The sequence below is a fragment of the Streptomyces sp. NPDC055287 genome (assembly GCF_053646035.1).
On the sequence record NZ_JBSHNE010000028.1, the window covers coordinates 1 to 20,760 of the forward strand.

The 20,760-nt window shown below is 71.9% G+C and carries 14 protein-coding genes and 1 pseudogene; 12 read left to right on the forward strand and 3 right to left on the reverse strand.

Going from position 1 to position 20,760, the window contains the following annotated elements; all coding sequences use genetic code 11:
- Positions 1-128: 128 nt before the first annotated feature.
- Positions 129-1,247, reverse strand: a complete 1,119-nt coding sequence (gene serC / locus ACWIHY_RS30140) for a phosphoserine transaminase (RefSeq protein WP_454379130.1) — start codon at positions 1,245-1,247, stop codon at positions 129-131.
- 326 nt (positions 1,248-1,573) lie between these two features.
- Between serC and ACWIHY_RS30145 the strand changes: the two genes are divergently transcribed.
- On the forward strand, positions 1,574-4,372 hold the full coding sequence (locus ACWIHY_RS30145; RefSeq protein ID WP_454379201.1) for an FAD-binding and (Fe-S)-binding domain-containing protein: 2,799 nt from the start codon (positions 1,574-1,576) through the stop codon (positions 4,370-4,372).
- 131 nt (positions 4,373-4,503) lie between these two features.
- Here ACWIHY_RS30145 and ACWIHY_RS30150 read toward each other — a convergent pair whose 3' ends face one another.
- Complete coding sequence (locus ACWIHY_RS30150; protein WP_454379131.1) at positions 4,504-5,049, reverse strand: hypothetical protein; 546 nt, start codon at positions 5,047-5,049, stop codon at positions 4,504-4,506.
- A 243-nt stretch (positions 5,050-5,292) separates the two neighbouring features.
- Between ACWIHY_RS30150 and ACWIHY_RS30155 the strand changes: the two genes are divergently transcribed.
- The 9 genes and pseudogenes from ACWIHY_RS30155 to ACWIHY_RS30195 all read left to right on the forward strand — a co-directional run bounded on the left by ACWIHY_RS30155 (position 5,293) and on the right by ACWIHY_RS30195 (position 16,882).
- A complete protein-coding gene (locus tag ACWIHY_RS30155; protein WP_454379133.1) occupies positions 5,293-6,315 on the forward strand; it encodes an EamA family transporter in 1,023 nt (340 codons plus the stop codon).
- Between the two features lie 75 nt (positions 6,316-6,390).
- Positions 6,391-7,195, forward strand: a pseudogene (locus tag ACWIHY_RS30160) (TIGR03084 family metal-binding protein).
- Positions 7,192-8,943: an acyclic terpene utilization AtuA family protein gene (locus ACWIHY_RS30165; RefSeq protein WP_454379134.1), complete on the forward strand. Its 1,752-nt coding sequence runs from the start codon at positions 7,192-7,194 to the stop codon at positions 8,941-8,943. The pseudogene ACWIHY_RS30160 and the gene ACWIHY_RS30165 overlap by 4 nt, the downstream one beginning before the upstream one ends.
- A gap of 168 nt (positions 8,944-9,111) precedes the next feature.
- Positions 9,112-10,716, forward strand: coding sequence for an acyl-CoA carboxylase subunit beta (locus ACWIHY_RS30170; RefSeq protein ID WP_454379136.1), 1,605 nt, complete (start codon positions 9,112-9,114; stop codon positions 10,714-10,716).
- A gap of 11 nt (positions 10,717-10,727) precedes the next feature.
- On the forward strand, positions 10,728-12,716 hold the full coding sequence (locus ACWIHY_RS30175) for an ATP-binding protein (RefSeq protein WP_454379138.1): 1,989 nt from the start codon (positions 10,728-10,730) through the stop codon (positions 12,714-12,716).
- Positions 12,713-13,876: an acyl-CoA dehydrogenase family protein gene (locus ACWIHY_RS30180; protein ID WP_454379140.1), complete on the forward strand. Its 1,164-nt coding sequence runs from the start codon at positions 12,713-12,715 to the stop codon at positions 13,874-13,876. The genes ACWIHY_RS30175 and ACWIHY_RS30180 overlap by 4 nt, the downstream gene beginning before the upstream one ends.
- A 44-nt stretch (positions 13,877-13,920) precedes the next feature.
- Positions 13,921-15,522 carry a 4-coumarate--CoA ligase family protein gene (locus ACWIHY_RS30185; protein ID WP_454379142.1) on the forward strand — a complete coding sequence of 534 codons (1,602 nt, stop codon included), beginning with the start codon at positions 13,921-13,923 and terminating at the stop codon, positions 15,520-15,522.
- On the forward strand, positions 15,513-16,250 hold the full coding sequence (locus ACWIHY_RS30190; RefSeq protein ID WP_454379144.1) for an enoyl-CoA hydratase family protein: 738 nt from the start codon (positions 15,513-15,515) through the stop codon (positions 16,248-16,250). Before ACWIHY_RS30185 ends, ACWIHY_RS30190 begins: the two co-directional genes overlap by 10 nt.
- On the forward strand, positions 16,238-16,882 hold the full coding sequence (locus tag ACWIHY_RS30195; RefSeq protein WP_454379146.1) for a TetR/AcrR family transcriptional regulator: 645 nt from the start codon (positions 16,238-16,240) through the stop codon (positions 16,880-16,882). Before ACWIHY_RS30190 ends, ACWIHY_RS30195 begins: the two co-directional genes overlap by 13 nt.
- 35 nt (positions 16,883-16,917) lie before the next feature.
- On the opposite strand, the gene ACWIHY_RS30200 is transcribed toward ACWIHY_RS30195, so the two are convergent.
- Positions 16,918-18,018, reverse strand: a complete 1,101-nt coding sequence (locus tag ACWIHY_RS30200) for a citrate synthase 2 (protein ID WP_454379148.1) — start codon at positions 18,016-18,018, stop codon at positions 16,918-16,920.
- Positions 18,019-18,352: 334 nt separating this feature from the next.
- Between ACWIHY_RS30200 and pdxH the strand changes: the two genes are divergently transcribed.
- Together pdxH and ACWIHY_RS30210 are read left to right on the forward strand one after the other, a co-directional pair.
- Complete coding sequence (pdxH, locus tag ACWIHY_RS30205) at positions 18,353-18,976, forward strand: pyridoxamine 5'-phosphate oxidase (RefSeq protein WP_454379202.1); 624 nt, start codon at positions 18,353-18,355, stop codon at positions 18,974-18,976.
- Between the two features lie 372 nt (positions 18,977-19,348).
- A complete protein-coding gene (locus ACWIHY_RS30210) occupies positions 19,349-20,710 on the forward strand; it encodes a PAS domain S-box protein (protein WP_454379149.1) in 1,362 nt (453 codons plus the stop codon).
- Positions 20,711-20,760: the final 50 nt, after the last annotated feature.

The window sequence follows — 20,760 nt, forward strand, 5'->3', positions numbered from 1 at the left end:
GCACCCACCCCAAACAACAACGTCGGCCTTCAAGACCACAACCGGGTCCTGAAGGCCGACGTCACGCGAAGGGCCGAATTAACCAACAGCGTCCGACGGTGCGGACGGGCCCCTTTCCATGCGTACGCCTAGAGCTTCTCGATCACGTAGTCGATGCAGGCCGTCAGCGCCTGGACGTCGGCCGGGTCGATGGCCGGGAACATCGCCACGCGCAGCTGGTTGCGGCCCAGCTTGCGGTACGGCTCCGTGTCGACGATGCCGTTCGCGCGGAGCGCCTTGGCGACCGCCGTGGCGTCGATCTCGTCGGCGAAGTCGATCGTGCCGATGACCTGCGAGCGCTTGGCCGGGTCGGTGACGAACGGTGTCGCGTACTTCGACTCGTCGGCCCAGCCGTACAGGTTGGCCGCGGAGGTCGCGGTGCGGCGCACCGACCAGTCGAGGCCACCCTGCGAGTTGAGCCACTCCAGCTGGTTGTCCAGCAGGAAGAGGGTCGACAGCGCGGGGGTGTTGTACGTCTGGTTCTTGAGGGAGTTGTCGATCGCCGTGGGCAGGCTGAAGAACTCCGGGATGTGGCGGCCGGACGCGTGGACGCGCGCGGCGCGCTCCAGGGCGGCGGGGGAGAAGGCCGCGATCCACAGGCCGCCGTCGGAGGCGAAGGACTTCTGCGGGGCGAAGTAGTAGACGTCGGTCTCGGCGATGTCGACCGGCAGGCCGCCCGCGCCGGACGTGGCGTCGACCACGACGAGGGAGCCGGCGTCGGCGCCCTGGACGCGCTTGATCGGGGCCGCGACACCGGTCGAGGTCTCGTTGTGGGTGAAGGCGTAGACGTCGACACCCGCCTCGGCCTGCGGGTCCGGGTGCGTACCCGGGTCGGAGGCGATCACGGTCGGGTCGTCCAGCCAGGGCGCCAGCTTGGCGGCCTTCGCGAACTTCGACGAGAACTCGCCGAAGTTCAGGTGCTGGGACTTCTGCTCGATCAGTCCGTGGGTCGCGATGTCCCAGAAGGCGGTCGAACCGCCGTTGCCCAGGATCACCTCGTAGCCCTCGGGGAGCTGGAAGAGGTCGCGTACGCCGTCACGCACCGAGCCGACCAGGTTCTTGACCGGGGCCTGGCGGTGGGACGTACCGAGGAGTGAGGTGCCGGTCGCGGCCAGGGCGTCCAGCGCCTCCGTACGCACCTTGGAGGGGCCCGCGCCGAAACGGCCGTCGGCGGGCTTCATGTCAGCGGGAATCTGGATCTCAGCCACGAGCCGGAGCGTAGCCGGTATGGAGAGGTGCCGGAGGCGGGCGTCCGGCCGGTGAGACGCGCGCTCCGGCTCGTGAGACGGCCGTAGCGGTCGCGAACCCCGGCCGCGATCTCCGGGATCGGTGCCGAGATGCGGGGCATCCTTGGCTCATGTCTGCACACAGGGACGGGGACCGGGGCAGGGGTGGGAACGGGGCCGGCGCCGGGGAGGGGGGAGGCGGGGGAGAAGGCCGGCGGAGGACCGACACGGCGGGCCTGGCGCGCGAACTGCGCGGTGCCGTGCGCGGTGAGGTCGCCTTCGACGCGGCGGCGCGCGCCCTGATGACGATGGACGCCTCCAACTACCGGCGGGTGCCGCTCGGTGTCGTCGCCCCGCGCGACGCCGCCGACGTGGCCGCCGCCCTCGCCGTGTGCCGGGCGTACGGGGTGCCGGTGGTGCCGCGCGGCGGTGGCACCTCGATCGCGGGGCAGGCGACCGGAACGGGCGTGGTCCTCGACCTCACGCGCCACATGCGCGCCATCACGGACCTGGACCCCGAGGCCCGTACCGCCGTGGTGCAGCCGGGGGTCGTCCTCGACGATCTGCGCGCCGCGGCGGGCGTCTTCGGGCTGACCTTCGGGCCCGACCCGTCCACGCACAGCCGCTGCACGATCGGCGGCATGATCGGGAACAACTCCTGCGGCTCGCACTCGGTGGCCTGGGGAACGACGGCCGACAACATCACTCGTCTGACGGTCGTCCGATACGGCGGCGAGGTGCTGCGCCTGGGGCCCGGCGGGGACGGGGCACCCGAAGGGCTGACCGTTCTCGTGAACGACAACTTGACGCTCCTGCGCACCGGCTTCCCCGAACTGCCGCGCCGCATCTCCGGCTACGCGCTGGACGCGCTGCTTCCCGAGAACGGCGTGGACCTCGCGCGGGCGTTCTGCGGAAGCGAGGGAACGCTCGGGGTGGTGAGCGAGGCGACCGTACGCCTGGTGGAGGCACCCCGCGCACGCGCGCTCGCCGTTCTCGGGTACGCCGGTGAGAGCGAAGCCGCCGAGGCCGCGCCGGCACTCCTCCCGTACGGCCCGCTCACCGTGGAAGGCATGGCGGAAGACCTCGTTCCCGAGCAGGAGCGGAGGCTGCTCCCGCGCGGCTCCGCGTGGCTCTTCGTCGAGATGGGAGGGAACACGCCCGCCGAAGCCCTCTCCCGCGCCCAGCGGCTGGTGCAGGCCGCCCGGGCGCCCGGCGGAACGGTCGTCACGGACGCGGCCGGACAGCGCGCTCTGTGGCGCATCCGTGAGGACGCGAGCGGTACGGCGACACGGATGCCCGACGGGAGCGAGGCCTGGCCCGGCTGGGAGGACTGCGCCGTACCGCCCGCACGGCTCGGCGCGTACCTGCGGGACTTCCGGTCGCTGCTCGCCGAGCACGGCCTGCACGGCACGCCGTACGGGCATTTCGGCGACGGCTGCATCCACGTCCGGATCGACTTCGACCTGCTCAGTGACACCGGTGTGCGGCGCTTTCGCCGGTTCTCCGAGGATCAGGCGCAGCTCGTCGTCGCGCACGGCGGCTCTCTCTCCGGCGAACACGGCGACGGACAGGCACGCGCGGAACTGCTTCCGAAGATGTACGGGAACGAACTCGTGGCCCTCTTCGGTCGCTTCAAGGACGTATGGGACCCGGCCGGCGGAATGAACCCGGGCATGCTCGCCCGCCCCGCCCGGCTGGACGAGAACCTCCGCTTCGCGGTGCTTCCCCGGGAGCGCGTCGACGTCACCTTCGCGTACCCGCACGACGGTGGTGACTTCTCGGCCGCCGTGCGCCGCTGTGTGGGCGTCGCGAAGTGCCGTACCGAGTCCGCGGCGGGAGCGGGCGTCATGTGCCCCTCTTTCCGCGTCACCGGAGACGAACAGCACTCCACGCGCGGGCGCGCGCGTCTGCTGCACGAAATGCTCGCCGGGGAGGTCGTCACGGACGGCTGGCGTTCGGAGGAAGTACGGGACGCACTCGACCTGTGCCTGTCGTGCAAGGGGTGCAGGAGCGACTGTCCGGTGGGCGTCGACATGGCGACGTACAAGGCGGAATTTCTGCACCACCACTACAAGGGACGGGTGCGCCCCGCCGCTCACTACGCGATGGGATGGCTTCCCGTGTGGCTGCGCGCGGCCGCTCCGTTCGCGGGCGCGCTGCGGACCGCCTCCCGGGTACGCCCGCTGGCCGCTCTCGCGAAGCGCCTGGGAGGCATCGCCCCGGAACGCGACCTGCCCACCCCCGCACGCGGCACTCTGAGGAGCTGGTGGCGGGCGCGGAACAGGGCGGGCGGTGAGCGGTCGCGGGAGTCGGGGGCGGCGACGGTCGTCCTGTGGCCCGACACGTTCACCAACCATCTCTCGCCGGACGTCGGCCGGGCCGCCGTGCACGTACTGGAAGCGGCGGGTCTGCGGGTCGCGATGCCACCGGGGCAGCTGTGCTGCGGCCTGACGTACGTCTCGACCGGACAACTCGACAGGGCCCGCGCCACCATGCGCCGCACCCTGGACGGCATGGAACGCGCCGCAGGACTGCCCCTCGTGGTTCTGGAACCGAGCTGCGCGGCCGCGCTCAAGGCGGACCTCCCCGAGCTCCTGCCGGACGATCCGAGAGCGGCCGCCCTCGCCGCCTCGGTACGCACGTTCGCCCAGGTACTGGAGGAGTACGCCCCCGACTGGCAGCCACCGGGGATCGACCGCCCGGTCGCGGGCCAGACGCACTGCCACCAGCACGCCGTACTGGGCGACGCGGCGGAACAGCGGCTGCGCGAACGGGCCGGCCTCACCGGCGCCCTGAGCGGCGGCTGCTGCGGCCTCGCCGGAAACTTCGGCTTCGAGCGCGGCCACTACGACGTGTCGGTCGCCTGCGCGGAGGAACAGCTCCTCCCGTCGGTGCGCGAGGCCGAGCCCGGAACGGAGCTCCTGGCGGACGGCTTCTCCTGCCGCACCCAGCTGGAACAGCTGGCGGGCCGCAGAGCGAGGCACCTGGCGGAGGTACTGGCGGAGGGACTGGGAGGAGCGCCGAGGGGGGCGGAGGGAGCCTCCCCACCGGGCGGGGCCGACCGGACCCGCCCGGCTGACCCCACCGACGGCGGCGCACGGCCCTGAGCCGCGCCCCAGGGGCCGTCAGGACGGCGAAGCGCGCCGCCGGACAGGACGTTGACGCGCCGCCGGGCCGCCAGGACGTTGACGCGCGCCGCCGGGCCGCCGGGACGTTGACGCGCGCCGCCCGGCCGGGCTCACCAGGGCAGGGCCTCCAGGGCCACGTCGACCACGGCGGCCAGAAAATGCTGCCCGCCGGTTCCGAAGGACGCTGCGAGCACATAGCCGACGCTGATGTCGACGGGGCCGGGCTCGGCGCCGTCGGACCACTCCGCCAGCACTCTTGCGTCACCGTCCGCCTGGAAGACGCCGATCAGTGCGCCGTCGCGCAGCAGACGGCTCTCGGCGAGCGTGTGCGGCACGAGGCGGTACGTGACGTCCCCGACGGTGGCGTCGACCCGGTAGGACCGACGGCTGAGGCGCCCGGGGGCCGGTACGAGCCGGGCCGTGGCGCCACCGACCGTCAGGGACAGGCGGCGCGCGGACCGGGTGCCCACCGGGGTCACGCCGTTCGTCCGGTGTTCGCCGGTCTGGCTGTCGCCCGCCTGATCGGCGTCGTTCCGCACCAGCAGCGCGGTGGGGATGCCCGGCCCGGAGATCTCCGCCCGCCCCTTCTCCGTGTCCAGCGTGATCGTGACGGGCCCGTTGGGGCCTTCGTCAGTGGTGTGGTGCGGAGAACTCATCGAGCAGTGCCTTCCTGCGGTCGTTGTTTCGCCCGGCCGCCAGTGATCTCGGCCAGGGTCGGGTAATCGGACAGTCGGAGAGACGCGCCCACGGCCTCGGGGGATGCGCCAGGAGCGGCGTCACGCGACACCGGTCGCGTCGTCCCCCGGCCGTCGCGGCCGGTCGCCCCGGTCAGGGGTGCGGGCCGGGTGTGGTCAGGGGTGTGGGCCGCGGACGCTCCTGGTCCACTTACCGTGGAGCGTATGGACCAGCCCACCGCCGCCACCCCAGGCCACGCACCCGCTCCCGACCCCGCTCCCGCCGCCTCCACCTCCGCGACTCCTCCGATATCCGACGGCGGCACCGCTGCTGGTGCCGGTGCGCCCGCCGGGGCACGGCTCGGTACCCGGCTGGGGCCTGTGGCGATGGTGGTGGCCGGTGGGCTGTCGGTGCAGTTCGGGTCCGCCGTCGCGGTGACGCTCATGCCGAGCACGGGAGCCGCCGGTGTCGTCGCCGTGCGGCTCGCCGTCGCGGCCGTGATCCTGCTCGCCGTGTGCCGGCCGCGGGTGCGCGGGTACGCACGCGCCGACTGGTGGACCATCGCCGCTTTCGGCCTCGCCATGACCGGCATGAACGGCCTCTTCTACCAGGCTCTGGACCGCATCCCGCTGGGCGTGGCGGTGACCCTCGAGGTGCTCGGCCCGCTCGCGCTGTCCGTGTTCGCCTCCCGGCGCGCCATGAGCGTGGTGTGGGCCGCGCTCGCGCTCGGCGGCGTCGCGCTGCTCAGCGGTGGCGGATTCGACCGGCTCGATCCCGTCGGCGCGGCGTACGCGCTCGGAGCGGGTGGCTGCTGGGCGGCGTACATCCTCTTCAGCGCGCGGACCGGGCGCAGGTTCCCGCAGGCGGACGGGCTGGCGCTCGCGATGGCGGTCGCCGCGCTGCTCAGCCTGCCGTTCGGGATCGCTGAGGCGGGCAGCAGGCTGCTGGAGCCGCACACGCTGGCGCTGGGTGCTGCGGTGGCGCTGATGTCGTCCGTGCTGCCGTACACGCTGGAACTGCTGGCCCTGCGCAAGCTGCCGGCCGCGACCTTCGCCGTACTGATGAGCCTGGAGCCGGCCATCGCGGCAGTCGCCGGGTTCCTGGTGCTGCATCAGGCCCTCTCGACGACGGACGCACTGGCGATCGCGCTGGTCATCGGGGCGAGCCTGGGTGCGGTACGGAGCCAGGCGCGTCAGGGGCGTCGGGAGCGGTCCTCCCCGGTCGCGTCATTCCGCTCCGACAAATAATGCAAGCACGCTTGCTTGTTTCCTGAGGGCCTGCCATGCTCCGGACACACCGCCCTACCCCGAGGGGAGCGCACCGTGTCCGATCCGGCAGCCGTGCTCGACGATCTTCGTGCCGAAGGGGACGACCTCGACCAACTGGTCGAGGGCCTGAGCGAGAAGCAGTGGTCGCTCGCCACACCCGCGCCGCGCTGGACCGTCGCCCACCAGATCGCGCATCTCGCCTGGACGGACACGGCGGCGCTGCTGTCCGTCACCGACCCCGAGGGCTTCGCGGCGGAGGCGCGCGAAGCGCTTGCCGCGCCCGAGCGGTTCGTCGACGACGGCGCCGAGGCGGGGGCCGCGCTGCCGGTCGACGAGCTGCTGGCCTGGTGGCGGGATGGTCGCGAGCAGCTCCAGCGCGCACTGCGGGCGGCGCCGGACGGGGTCAGGTTCCCCTGGTACGGGCCTCCGATGGGCGCCGCTTCGATGGCGACCGGGCGGCTGATGGAGACCTGGGCGCACGGCCAGGACATCGCGGACGCGGTGGGCGTACGCCGTGAGCCGACGGCGCGGTTGCGGCACGTGGCCCGGATCGGGGTGCGGGCACGCGGCTACGCCTTCGCCGTGCGCGGGCTCACCCCGCCGGACGAGGAGTTCCGGGTGGAGCTGACCGCGCCGGACGGGTCGGGAGTATGGGCGTACGGCCCCGAGGACGCCCGGCAGCGGGTGACCGGGACGGGCGCTCGACTTCTGCCTCCTGGTGACCCAGCGGGTCCACCGTGACGACGTGGCGCTGCGGGCACAGGGCGCCGACGCCGACCGGTGGCTGGACATCGCGCAGGCGTTCGCGGGCCCGGCGGGCGCGGGGCGGGAGCCGAAGCGGGACGGGGGAGGGGCATGACGGTCCCCGGCGGGCAGGGCGGCCGGCCACTGCGGATCGGGAACGCGTCCGGCTTCTACGGCGATCGCTTCGACGCCATGACGGAGATGCTCACCGGCGGTGAACTCGACGTACTCACCGGGGACTATCTCGCCGAACTGACCATGCTCATCCTCGGACGCGACCGCCTGAAGGACCCGCGGCTCGGGTACGCCAAGACCTTCCTGCGGCAGCTGGAGGACAACCTGGGCGTGGCACACGAGCGCGGGGTGCGGATCGTGGCCAACGCGGGCGGACTGAACCCGGGAGCGCTCGCCGACGCCGTACGGGATCTCGCGGAACGCGTCGGTGTGCCGGTGCGCGTCGCCCACGTCGAGGGCGACGGCCTGCCGCTGCCCGAAGGGGCGCTGACGGCGAACGCGTACCTGGGCGGCGGCGGGATCACGGAGTGCCTGCGTGCGCGTGCGGACGTGGTGGTGACGGGGCGCGTCACGGACGCGGCTCTGGTCACGGGACCGGCGGCGTGGTGGTTCGGTTGGGGCGCCGAGGAGTACGACCGCCTTGCGGGGGCGGTGGTCGCGGGGCACGTGCTGGAGTGCGGGACGCAGGCGACGGGCGGGAACTACCCGTTCTTCTCCGGCTTCGCAGAGCGTTCAGGCGCGAGGCGCCCGGGGTTCCCGCTCGCGGAGATCCATGCCGACGGTGCTTCTGTCATAACGAAGCACCCCGGAACGGGCGGTTGCGTCGACACGGGAACGGTCACCGCGCAACTGCTGTACGAAACGGGCGCGCTCCGGTACGCCGGGCCCGATGTCACGGCACGACTCGACACCGTACGGCTGACACAGGACGGCCCCGACCGGGTGCGAATCGCGGGCGTTCACGGAGAGGCCCCGCCGCCCACCCTCAAAGCCGGCGTGACCCGGGTCGGCGGGTGGCGCAACGAGGTCGTGTTCGTACTCACCGGCCTGGACATCGAGGCGAAGGCAGAGCTCGTCCGGGCCCAGGTCGAGGACGCCCTGTCGGCGGCCAAAAGCCGGCCCGCGCAGGTCTGTTGGGAGCTGGTGCGCACGGACCGCCCGGACGCGGACACGCAGGAACGCGCGAGCGCCCTGCTGCGGCTGGTCGTACGGGACCCGGACCCGGCGAACGTCGGCCGCGTGATCAGCGGAGCGGCGATCGAGCTGGCGCTCGGCAGCTACCCCGGCTTCCACGTGACGGCCCCGCCGGGGAAGGGAGCGCCGTACGGCGTCTTCGAGGCGGCGTACGTGAACGCGTCCGACGTCGAGCACGTGGCCGTGCTGCCGGACGGCGAGCGGGTGAGAGTGCCGCATCCCGCCACCACGCGCCCCCTCGCACCGGTGGGCGACACACCGGACTTCCCGCCCGCACGGACTGGTCCGGCCCGTCCGGCCCGTCCGGTTGGTGCGGCCGGTCCGACCCGAAGGGCCCCGCTCGGCCTGGTCGCGGGCGCCCGCAGTGGGGACAAGGGCGGCGACGCGAACGTAGGCGTGTGGGTGCGGTCGGACGAGGCGTGGCAGTGGCTTGCCCACGCACTGACGGTGGACCGTTTCCGTGAACTGCTCCCGGAGACCAGGGATCTGCCCGTCACGCGGTACGTCCTGCCGAACCTGCGGGCGATGAACTTCGTGGTCGAGGGCCTCCTGGGCGAGGGAGTCGCGTCCCAGGCCCGCTTCGACCCCCAGGCGAAAGCCCTGGGCGAATGGCTGCGCGCCCGCCACATCGACATACCGGAGGCACTCCTGTGACACCAGAACGTTCGTGCGCGACGGCGCGGTGCCCCTGCGCGGTAGCGCGACGCTCCCGTCGTGGCCCCTTCCAGCCCGGCCGGCGTTTGAGGACCGGGGTCCCGGGCGGAGCCCCGGTTCGGGAAACCCACCCCGTACCCCGCCCCCACAACCCCCGGCGGTGACCCCATGACCCTGCTCCCCACCGCCCTCGACCCGCAGAGCCCCGAGTACGCCGCCAACCGCGCCGCCATGCTCGCCAAGCTGGCCGACCTCGACGCCGAGCACGCCAAGGCTCTCGCCGGCGGGGGCGAGAAGTACGTCGCCCGCCACCGCGAGCGCGGCAAGCTGCTCGCGCGCGAGCGCATCGAGCTGCTGCTCGACCCGGACACCCCGTTCCTGGAGCTGTCCCCCCTCGCCGCCTGGGGAAGCGAATACGCCGTGGGCGCGTCCATGGTCACCGGCATCGGTGTCGTCGAAGGCGTCGAATGCCTGATCACCGCCACCGACCCCACCGTCAGGGGCGGCGCCTCCAACCCCTGGACCCTCAAGAAGGCCCTGCGGGCCAACGAGATCGCGTACGCGAACCGCCTCCCCTGCATCAGCCTCGTCGAGTCCGGCGGCGCGGATCTCCCCTCGCAGAAGGAGATCTTCATCCCCGGCGGCGCCCTCTTCCGCGACATCACCCGGCTGTCCGCCGCCGGAATCCCGACCATCGCCGTCGTCTTCGGCAACTCCACGGCCGGCGGGGCGTACATCCCCGGAATGTCCGACCACACCATCATGATCAAGGAGCGTTCGAAGGTCTTCCTCGGCGGCCCGCCCCTGGTCAAGATGGCCACCGGCGAGGAGTCGGACGACGAATCACTCGGCGGCGCCGAAATGCACGCCCGCACCTCCGGCCTCGCCGACTACTTCGCGCTGGACGAGCACGACGCCCTGCGCCAGGCCCGCCGCGTGGTCGCCCGCCTGAACTGGCGCAAGGCGCAACCGTCCGCTTCGCGGGCCCCCGCCGAGCCGCCCAAGTACGACGAGGAAGAGCTCGCCGGCATCGTTCCCGGTGATCTCAAGGTGCCCTTCGACCCGCGCGAAGTGATCGCCCGCATCGTCGACGCCTCCGACTTCGACGAGTTCAAGCCGCTGTACGGGCCCAGCCTGGTCACCGGCTGGGCTCGCCTCCACGGCCACCCCGTGGGCATCCTGGCCAACGCCCAGGGCGTCCTGTTCAGCGCGGAGTCCCAGAAAGCCGCCCAGTTCATCCAGTTGGCGAACCAGCGCGACATCCCCCTCCTCTTCCTCCACAACACCACCGGCTACATGGTCGGCAAGGAGTACGAGCAGGGCGGCATCATCAAGCACGGCGCGATGATGATCAACGCGGTCTCCAACTCCAAGGTCCCGCACCTCTCCGTCCTGATGGGCGCCTCCTACGGAGCCGGCCACTACGGCATGTGCGGCCGCGCGTACGACCCACGCTTCCTCTTCGCCTGGCCCAGCTCCAAGTCCGCCGTCATGGGCCCCCAGCAGCTCGCAGGCGTGCTCTCGATCGTCGCCCGCGCGTCGGCCGCCGCGAAGGGCCGGCCGTACGACGACGAGGCCGACGCGGGGCTGCGCGCCATGGTCGAGCAGCAGATCGAGTCGGAGTCCCTCCCGATGTTCCTGTCGGGGCGGCTGTACGACGACGGGGTCATCGACCCGCGCGACACCAGGACCGTGCTGGGGCTGTGCCTGTCCGCGATCCACACGGCACCGGTCGAGGGCGCGCGCGGCGGCTTCGGCATCTTCCGGATGTGAAGGGCCTCCCGATGAGTTCGACGATTTCCTCAGTGCTCGTGGCCAACCGCGGCGAGATCGCCTGCCGGATCTTCCGTACGTGCGCACAGCTCGGCATCACCACGGTCGCCGTGTACTCCGACGCGGACACGGGCGCGCTGCACGCCCGTTCCGCGGACGCTGCCGTACGCCTCCCGGGAACGGCCCCCGCCGACACGTACCTGCGTGGTGATCTCGTCGTGAAGGCCGCCCTGTCGGCCGGTGCGGACGCGGTCCATCCCGGGTACGGATTCCTCTCCGAGAACGCCGAGTTCGCCCGCGCCGTACTGGACGCGGGTCTCGTGTGGATCGGTCCGCCGCCCGCGGCGATCGACGCCATGGCCTCCAAGACACGCGCCAAGGAACTCATGGCGGCCTCCGGCGTCCCCCTCCTGGCCCCCGTCGCCCCCGACCGGGCCACCGACGCGGACCTCCCGCTCCTCCTCAAAGCGGCTGCGGGCGGCGGCGGCAGGGGCATGCGCGTCGTACGCGACCTGGCGGCGCTCCCCGGAGAGCTGACAGCGGCAGCCGCGGAAGCGCGGTCGGCCTTCGGCGACGGTGAGGTCTTCGCCGAGCCGTACGTCGAACGCGGCCGCCACGTCGAGGTCCAGGTGATGGCCGACGCGCACGGCACCGTCTGGGCGCTCGGGACCCGCGACTGCTCCCTCCAGCGCCGGCACCAGAAGGTCGTCGAAGAGGCCCCCGCACCCGGCCTGGACGACGCCCTGCGCACCACGCTGCACGACGCCGCCGTGGCGGCGGCGAGGGCGGTGGACTACCGGGGCGCGGGAACGGTCGAGTTCCTGGTCTCGGCCGAAGGACGCCCGTACTTCCTGGAGATGAACACCCGCCTCCAGGTCGAACACCCCGTCACGGAAGCGGTGTTCGGCATCGACCTCGTGGCGCTGCAACTGCGCGTCGCCGAGGGCGAGGCACTGCCCCCCGAACCACCCGCCCCTTCGGGCCACGCCGTGGAGGCCCGCCTCTACGCGGAGGACCCGGCCCGCGACTGGCAGCCCCAGACGGGCGCCCTGCACGCACTGCGCGTCACCGAGGCGCCCGGACTGCGGCTCGACAGCGGGTACGCCGGCGGAGACCTCGTGGGGGTGCACTACGACCCGATGCTGGCCAAGGTGATCGCCCACGCGCCCACCCGCGCCGAAGCCGTACGCAAACTGGCCCATGCCCTGGAGCGGGCCGCGATCCACGGCCCGGTCACCAACAGGGAACTGCTCGTACGCTCGCTGCGGCATCCGGACTTCGGCGCCGGCCGGCTCGACACGGGGTTCTACGACCGGCACCTGGACGCCCTCACCGAGGCCACCGCGGACTCACGCGAAGGAGCACTCGCCGCGCTCGCCGCCGCCCTGGCCGACGCCGCCGCCAGACAGGCCGCGGGAACGACGACGGCGGCCCGGCTCGGCGGCTGGCGCAACCTGGCTTCCCAGCCGCAGGCGAAGACCTACCGGACCGAGCCCGACGGGACGGAACACGAGGTCCGCTACCGGGCCACCCGGGACAGCCTCACCGCGGAAGGCACTCCGGGCGTTCGCGTGCACGGCGTACGGGCCGATCACGTGACCCTCGAAATCGAAGGCGTACTGCGGCACTTCGTCGTCACCGTGCACCCCGGCGGCCGCACGTACGTCGACACGTCCACAGGCGGTACGCACACCCTCACCGCCCTGCCCCGCTTCCCGGACCCCACCACCAGTACGGCGCCCGGGTCCCTGCTCGCACCCATGCCGGGAACCGTCGTCCGCGTCGCCGAGGGGATCGCGGAGGGCGCGCACGTCACCGCCGGGCAGCCCCTGCTCTGGCTGGAGGCCATGAAGATGGAACATCGCGTCTCCGCCCCCGCCTCCGGCACGCTCACCGCGCTCCACGCCGCTCCCGGCCGCCAGGTCGAGGTCGGCGCCCTGCTCGCCGTCGTACAGGCCGAAGAGCCTGGCGAAGAGTCCCAGGAGGAACAGCAGTCATGAGCACCGCCGTTGTAGAGACCGAAGAACACAAGGCGCTCCGCGCGGCCGTCGCCACTCTCGGGAAGCGCTACGGACGCGACTACATGACCACCGTCGTGCGCGAAGGGGCACATCCCGACGCGCTCTGGGCCGAAGCCGCCAAGCTCGGCTACCTCGGTGTGAACCTTCCCGAGGAGTACGGCGGAGGGGGCGGTGGAATAGCGGAGCTGTCCATCGTCCTGGAGGAGCTGGGGGCAGCCGGCTGCCCGCTCCTCATGATGGTCGTCTCACCCGCCATCTGCGGCACCGTCATCGCCCGTTTCGGCACGGACCAGCAGAAGGCCACCTGGCTGCCGGGCCTCGCCGACGGCAGCCTCACCATGGCCTTCGGCATCACCGAGCCCGACGCCGGATCGAACTCCCACCGGATCACCACCTCGGCCCGCCGTGACGGCGACGACTGGCTGCTCACGGGACGCAAGGTCTTCATCTCCGGCGTCGACATCGCCGACGCGACCCTCGTCGTCGGCCGCACGGAGGACGCGAGGACGGGCCGCCTCAAGCCGTGCCTGTTCATCGTCCCCCGCGACACCCCCGGCTTCCGGCGCTCACAGATCGACATGGAACTCCAGGCACCGGAGAAGCAGTTCGAGCTGGCCCTCGACGACGTGCGGCTGCCCGCCGAAGCGCTCGTCGGCGACGAGGACGCGGGCCTCCTCCAGCTCTTCGCGGGCCTCAACCCCGAGCGCGTCATGACGGCCGCGTTCGCGGTCGGCATGGGCCGCTACGCCGTGCACAGGGCCGTCGAGTACGCCAAGGACCGTAGCGTCTGGAAGGCCCCCATCGGCGCCCACCAGGCCATCGCCCACCCCCTGGCGCAGGCCCACATCGAACTCGAACTGGCGCGCCTGATGATGCAGAAGGCCGCCCATCTCTACGACACGGGCGACGACCTCGGCGCGGGGGAGGCCGCCAACATGGCGAAGTACGCCGCCGCCGAGGCCTGCGTGAAAGCCGTCGACCAGGCCGTCCACACCCTGGGCGGCAACGGACTCACCCGCGAGTACGGCCTCGCGTCGCTCATCACCGCCGCCCGGGTGGCCCGCATCGCGCCCGTCAGCCGGGAAATGATCCTGAACTTCGTCTCCCACCAGTCCCTGGGTCTCCCCAAGTCGTACTAGTACGCGCGATTCTGGCCACCACCCATACCGCGGAGGGGACCGTCATGGCGTTCCAGAGCGAGTACGCATCCGTAGAGCCCGTCGAGCTGCCCATCCACGAGGCGGTGCTCGCAAGGGCCGCCGAGTACGGCGAAACGCCCGCCCTGATCGACGGGACGAACGGCGACACGATCACGTACAGCCAACTGGACTTCTTCCACCGGCGGATCGCCGCCGCGCTCGCCGAGGCCGGCCTGCGGCAGGGCGACGTACTGGCCCTGCACAGCCCCAACACCATCGCGTACCCGGTGGTCTTCTATGCCGCCACGCGCGCCGGGGCCTCCGTCACGACCATCCATCCGCTGTCCACGGCGGAGGAGTTCGCCAAGCAGCTCGCCGACTCCTCCGCCCGCTGGATCGTCACCGTCTCACCGCTGCTCGGCGTCGCGCGCAGGGCCGCAGAACTCGTCGGCGGAATCGAGGAGATCTTCGTCTGCGACAGCGCGGAGGGCCACCGCTCCGTCCTCGACATGCTCGCTTCGACCGCACCCGAGCCACACCTCACCATCGACCCGTCCGAGGACATCGCGGCGCTCCCGTATTCGTCGGGCACCACCGGCGTTCCCAAGGGCGTGATGCTGACGCACCGCAGCATCGCCACCAACCTGGCGCAGCTCGACCCCTTCATCCCCATGGGCCCGGGCGACCGCATCCTCGCCGTACTGCCCTTCTTCCACATATACGGCCTCACGGCACTCATGAACGCGCCCCTGCGCAATGGTGCGACGGTCGTCGTACTACCGCGCTTCGAGCTCGACCAGTTCCTCGGCGCGATCGAGAAGCACCGCATCAACGGCCTGTACGTCGCCCCGCCCATCGTCCTGGCCCTCGCCAAGCACCCCGCCGTCGGGAAGTACGACCTGTCCGGCCTCGAGTACATCGTCAGCGCCGCCGCCCCGCTCGACGCCGCCCTCGCGCAGGCCTGCTCCAGCCGCCTCGGACTGCCGCCCGTCCTCCAGGCGTACGGCATGACGGAACTGTCCCCCGGCACCCACGTCGTTCCCCGGAACGCGCCGAACCCGCCCCCGGGAACCGTCGGAAAGCTTCTCCCGGGAACGGAAATGCGCATTCTCTCCCTGGACGACCCCGGCACGGACGTGGCCGTGGGCGAGGACGGCGAAATCGCGATCCGGGGCCCGCAGGTGATGAAGGGCTACCTCGGCCGCCCCGACGCCACCGCGGCGTTGATCGACACCGACGGATGGGTGCACACCGGCGACATCGGAAGGGTCGATGCGGACGGCTGGCTGTTCGTCGTCGACCGCGTGAAGGAACTCATCAAATACAAGGGCTTCCAGGTGGCACCCGCCGAACTCGAAGCACTCCTCCTCACCCACGAGGCGATCGCGGACGCGGCAGTCATCGGCGTGTACGACGACGACGGCAACGAAGTGCCCATGGCGTACGTCGTCCCGCAGCCGTCCGCACGCCTCACCGAGGACGACGTCATGGCGCACGTCGCCGAGCGCGTCGCCCCGTACAAGAAGGTCCGCCGGGTGGCGTTCGTCGGAAGCGTCCCCAGGGCGGCCTCCGGAAAGATCCTCAGGCGCGAACTGCGTGAGCTGCGCGCGCCGCGTGAACGTGAAGGCGAGAGCAGATGTCCCTGATACCGACCGCACACGTCCGCGGAATCACCACCCTGACCCTCGACTCACCGGCGAACCGCAACGCACTGTCCGCGCGGCTCGTCGGTGAGCTCGGCGACGCCCTTTCCGCGTGCGCGAAGGACCCCTCCGTACGGGCCGTACAGCTCACCCACGCAGGGGGCACCTTCTGCGCGGGCGCCGACCTCAAGTCGCCGCCCGACCCGGCGGCCTTCGTGACCCTCCTGCGGGCCGTCGTCGCCCTGCCCAAGCCCGTGGTGGCCCGCGTGACGGGGCACGTGCGGGCCGGCGGCCTGGGGCTGCTCGGCGCGTGCGACATCTCCGCCGCCGGGCCCCGCGCGAGCTTCGCGTTCACCGAGTCCCGGCTCGGGCTCGCCCCCGCCGTCATCTCGATGCCGCTGCTGCCCCGCCTCGACCCGCGCGCCGCCGCCCGCTACTACCTGACCGGAGAGCGGTTCGACGCCGCCGAGGCTGCCCGTACAGGACTGATCACCATCGCGTCCGGCGACGACGTGGACGACGCGCTCGCACCCGTACTCGACGGTCTGCGCAGGGCCTCGCCACAGGGGCTGGCCGAATCCAAGCGCCTGGTCACGGCTACAGTGCTGGCAGCCTTCGACCGGGACACGGACACGCTCGTCGAGCAGTCCGCGCGCCTGTTCGCCTCACGGGAGGCGGCCGAAGGCGTGACGGCATTCCTCGAACGACGGGACCCCGCATGGGTGCTGTGACCCCGACTCCGACACCGGCCGCGGGCTCCGCCACAGGCTCCGCTCCGGCCACGGGCAAGGCCCCCAAGCAGGACCGCTCCAGGGCCACCAGGCAGCGCCTGCTGGAAGCCGCCGTGTCCTGCCTGGCCGAGCGCGGATGGGCAGGCTCCACGGTGTCCGTCGTCGCGGAACGGGCCGGCGTCTCACGCGGCGCGGCCCAGCACCACTTCCCCACCAGAGAAGACCTCTTCACGGCCGCCGTCGAGTACGTCGCCGAAGAACGCTCCACGGCACTGCGCGCACTGTTCCCGCACGGCGCCACCAACCGCGCGGCCGTCGTCGGCGCCCTCGTCGACCTCTACACAGGACCGCTCTTCCGGGCCGCCCTGCACCTGTGGGTCGCCGCCTCCAACGAGGACCAGCTGCGCGCACGCGTCACCGAGCTCGAGGCCCGTGTCGGCCGCGAGACCCACCGCATCGCCGTGGAACTCCTGGGCGCCGACGAAGCGGTCCCCGGCGTACGCGAGACCGTCCAGGGACTCCTCGACATGGCCCGCGGCCTCGGCCTCGCCAACCTCCTCACCGACGACGCGACGCGACGCGACCGGGTGGTGGCCCAGTGGGCGGCGCTGCTCGACGGCGCGCTGGGCTGAGGGGCCGGAACGCCCGGCCCCTCACCCGGGCAGGCTCAGCGGGCGATGTCGTCGAAGCCCGTGACCTCGTGCGGATTGCGCGACGCGGGACCGACGTACCGCGCGGAAGGCCGCACCAGGCGCCCCGTGCGCTTCTGCTCCAGGATGTGCGCCGACCATCCGGCCGTACGCGCACACGTGAACATCGACGTGAACATGTGCGCCGGGACCTCGGCGAAGTCCAGCACGATCGCCGCCCAGAACTCGACGTTCGTCGCGAGCACCCGGTCGGGACGCCGCGCGTGCAGCTCCTCGAGGGCGGCCTTCTCCAGGGCCTCCGCGACCTCGAAGCGCGGCGCCGCGAGCTCCTTCGCCGTACGCCGCAGAACGCGCGCACGCGGGTCCTCCGCGCGGTACACACGGTGACCGAAGCCCATCAGACGCTCGCCCTTGTCCAGGGCACGCTTCACATACGCCGTCGCGTCACCGGTGCGCTCGATCTCCTCGATCATGCCGAGGACGCGCGAGGGCGCGCCACCGTGGAGCGGCCCCGACATGGCACCGACCGCGCCCGACAGAGCGGCGGCCACGTCGGCGCCGGTCGACGCGATCACGCGCGCGGTGAACGTGGAGGCGTTCATGCCGTGCTCGGCGGCCGACGTCCAGTAGGCGTCGACGGCCTTGACGTGCCTGGGGTCGGGCTCGCCGCGCCAGCGCTTCATGAAGCGCTCCACGACGGTCTCCGCCTTGTCGATCTCCCTCTGCGGCACCATCGGCAGGCCCTGCCCGCGCGCCGACTGGGCGACGTACGACAACGCCATCACGGCGGCACGCGCCAGGTCGTCGCGGGCGGTCCGCTCGTCGATGTCGAGCAGCGGTTTCAGGCCCCACACGGGCGCGAGCATCGCGAGCGCGGACTGCACGTCGACGCGGATGTCACCGGAGTGGACGGGGATCGGGAACGGTTCGGCGACCGGAAGTCCGGGATTGAACGCGCCGTCGACCAGCAGACCCCACACGTTCCCGAAGGACACGTGCCCGACGAGGTCTTCGATGTCGACCCCCCGGTAACGGAGCGCACCGCCCTCCTTGTCCGGTTCTGCGATCTCCGTTTCGAACGCGACGACTCCTTCGAGTCCGGGTACGAAGTCGGACATCAGGCGGCTCCTCATGATGTGTTCGACAAGCATCGACAAGCGGTAGGCGGCTTATGACCGGGGGGCAGGATCCAGCGCCATCGGTCACCCCGGTGATTCCCCGCGCGGCAGGTGGTCACCCAACCGCCTCGGAAGCAGGCACGATATCCCCTGCTGTATGGAGGTCACAGTGCCCGGCGCCCATATTTTGGCGGGTTCCGCCGATGCGGGGAAGCGTGATTACCGGCACACTGCCCCATTTCCCGGGCGAGGGTTGATGACACCGGGTGCCGGGCACACTGGGCCCCTGCGGCAGGATGGCACTGTGCCGAACCGAGATTTCGATCCCGCCGCCATGCGCGAGCACTACCGCAGCGAAGCCTTCACGGAGGCGGAACTCGCAGCCGGGCCCATGGGCCAGTTCGACCACTGGTTCAGGGAGGTCGCCACCGGCGGCCTCCACGAGCCGAACGCGATGATCGTCTCCACCGCCACCCCCGACGGCCGGCCCTCCTCCCGCACGGTGCTTCTGAAGAAGTACGACGCCGAGGGCTTCGTCTTCTTCACGAACTACGCCTCCCGCAAGGGGCGGGAGATCGAGTCCAATCCGTACGTCTCACTGCTCTTCCCGTGGCACCAGGTCGCGCGCCAGGTCATAGTCACCGGAACGGCCGTGCGGATCGGCCGCGAGGAGACGGCGGCGTACTTCAGAACCCGCCCGCACGGCTCACAGCTGGGGGCCTGGGCGAGCGCGCAGTCGTCCGTTGTCGGGTCCCGCGAAGAGCTGCTCGCGCGGTACGACGAACTGGCGGCGCGCTACCCGCAGACCGAACGCGTACCGGTGCCGCCGGACTGGGGCGGCTACCGGGTCGTTCCCGAGACGGTCGAGTTCTGGCAGGGCCACGCGAACCGCCTGCACGACCGCCTGCGCTACGTCCCCGACGGCGACGCGTGGCGCGTGGAACGCCTCTGCCCGTGAGGCCCGGCCGCGCATGGGCCCGCGGAACGCAGAAACCCGCGGGCTCTGGTCCCTCCGAAGAGGAGCCGGCCGGACTTACCGGCGAGCCCGCGGGTCAGTGACTGCTGGGATTTCGGCCGACGATCTGTCGGCCTGCACTAAGTGCGACGACGGGCCGTCAGCCCGCAGTCACCTCACGAGTCCGAAATGACATCACTTCCGAACCACCTCCCTTCACGTGTACTGCAAGCGTAAGAACCCCTCCCGTTCACCACAACCGAATTTCCGGGAGGTATTTATTTCACCGAACCAGGTGTGGGCTGCGTCACGTTCCAGTTGAATGATCCCGAGTTCAGCAGTGCAGCAAAGGCGAACACCTGCAGGGGGTGCCAGGTGAGTGCTTCCCGGATCGGCGAGACCACCGATGCGTTCGGTCCCGACGAGCCAGGACCCGGTTCCGACGATCTTCTTGCCGCGCTTCTCGACGGCATGGACGCGGCGCTCTGTGCCTTCGACGCGGAAGGTGTGATCACCCACTGGAACCGCGAGGCCGAGCGGATCCTCGGGTGGACGGTCGACGAGGCGGTCGGGCGGTCCGGTTTCGCGGGCTGGGCGGCCAGGGCCGCGGACGCCGACGAAGTGCAGGGACGGCTGATGTCGGCGATGCACGCGCCGGGCCGGCAGGTGCACGAATTCGCGTTACTGCGCAAGGACGGCGGGCGCATTCTCGTACGGACGCAGTCGGCGGGGGTGCGCGGCGCGGAGGGCAAGCCCGCGGGGGTGTACTGCGCGTTCAGCGAGGTGCACGCGCAGATCGACCTGGAGCGGGCGATCGCGCTCAGCGAGGCTCTCTTCGACGACGCGTCCTGGGGCGTCGTCCTGGTGGACGTGGACCTTCGCCCGACCGTCGTCAACACGCATGCGGCACGCGCGCTCGGGGTGGGCCGTACGACGCTCCTGGGCCGCCCCTTGGGGGAGCTGATCGTCCAGGGCGTGGAGGAGCTGGAGGGCGCCCTCCAGCACGTACTGGCGGAAGGGGCGCCGCCTGCTCCCGCCGAGCTGTGGGTGACGCTGCGCAGGGCCGAGGCGGGCGGCAAGGGGGAGCGGCGGCGGTGCTGGCGCAGTGGCTTCCTGCGGCTGGCCTCGCCGCTCGCCGAGGAGCCGGTTCCGCTCGGGGTCGGCTGGCTGTTCCAGGACATCACCGAGGCGAAGACCGCGGAACAGGAAGCCGCGCAGCTGCGGTTCCGCGGGAACCAGCTGCACCGTGCGGGGCGCGCGGCCGCCGAGTGCGAGGACCCGATGGAGGCGGCACTGTCGTACCTCGACTTCGCTCTCGCGGGGTTCGCCGACCACGCTCTGGTCGACCTGTCCGTGGGAGAGCATCCGCCGCGTCTGGTCCGGGCGGCGGCCACGCCGGCGGGCGCCCCGGGCCCGTGCCTGCCGGTCACCGGGGGAGCCGGCATCCCGGTTCCGTACCCGTCGGGTCATCCGGCGCTCCAGTGCCTGGACCGGCTCGGGTCGGTACGGGCGAGCGGGGGTTCGCCGGACTGGGCGGCGCAGCGCCAGTGGCCGGAGGACACCGTGCACGCCCTGTGCACGGTGTTGCGCAGCCGTGGCAGGACGCTGGGTGTGGCCACCTTCCTGCGCGGCCCGAGTCGCACGGCTTTCGAGCGCCCTGACGCGACGTACGCGGAGAACATCGCGGTGCGCGTGGCGGCGGCGATCGACTTGTCCCGGGCGCTCAAGCCGACGTGACGCACCCGGGAACGGGAACCGCGACGTGCCGTTCCCGGGAACGGCTGCGC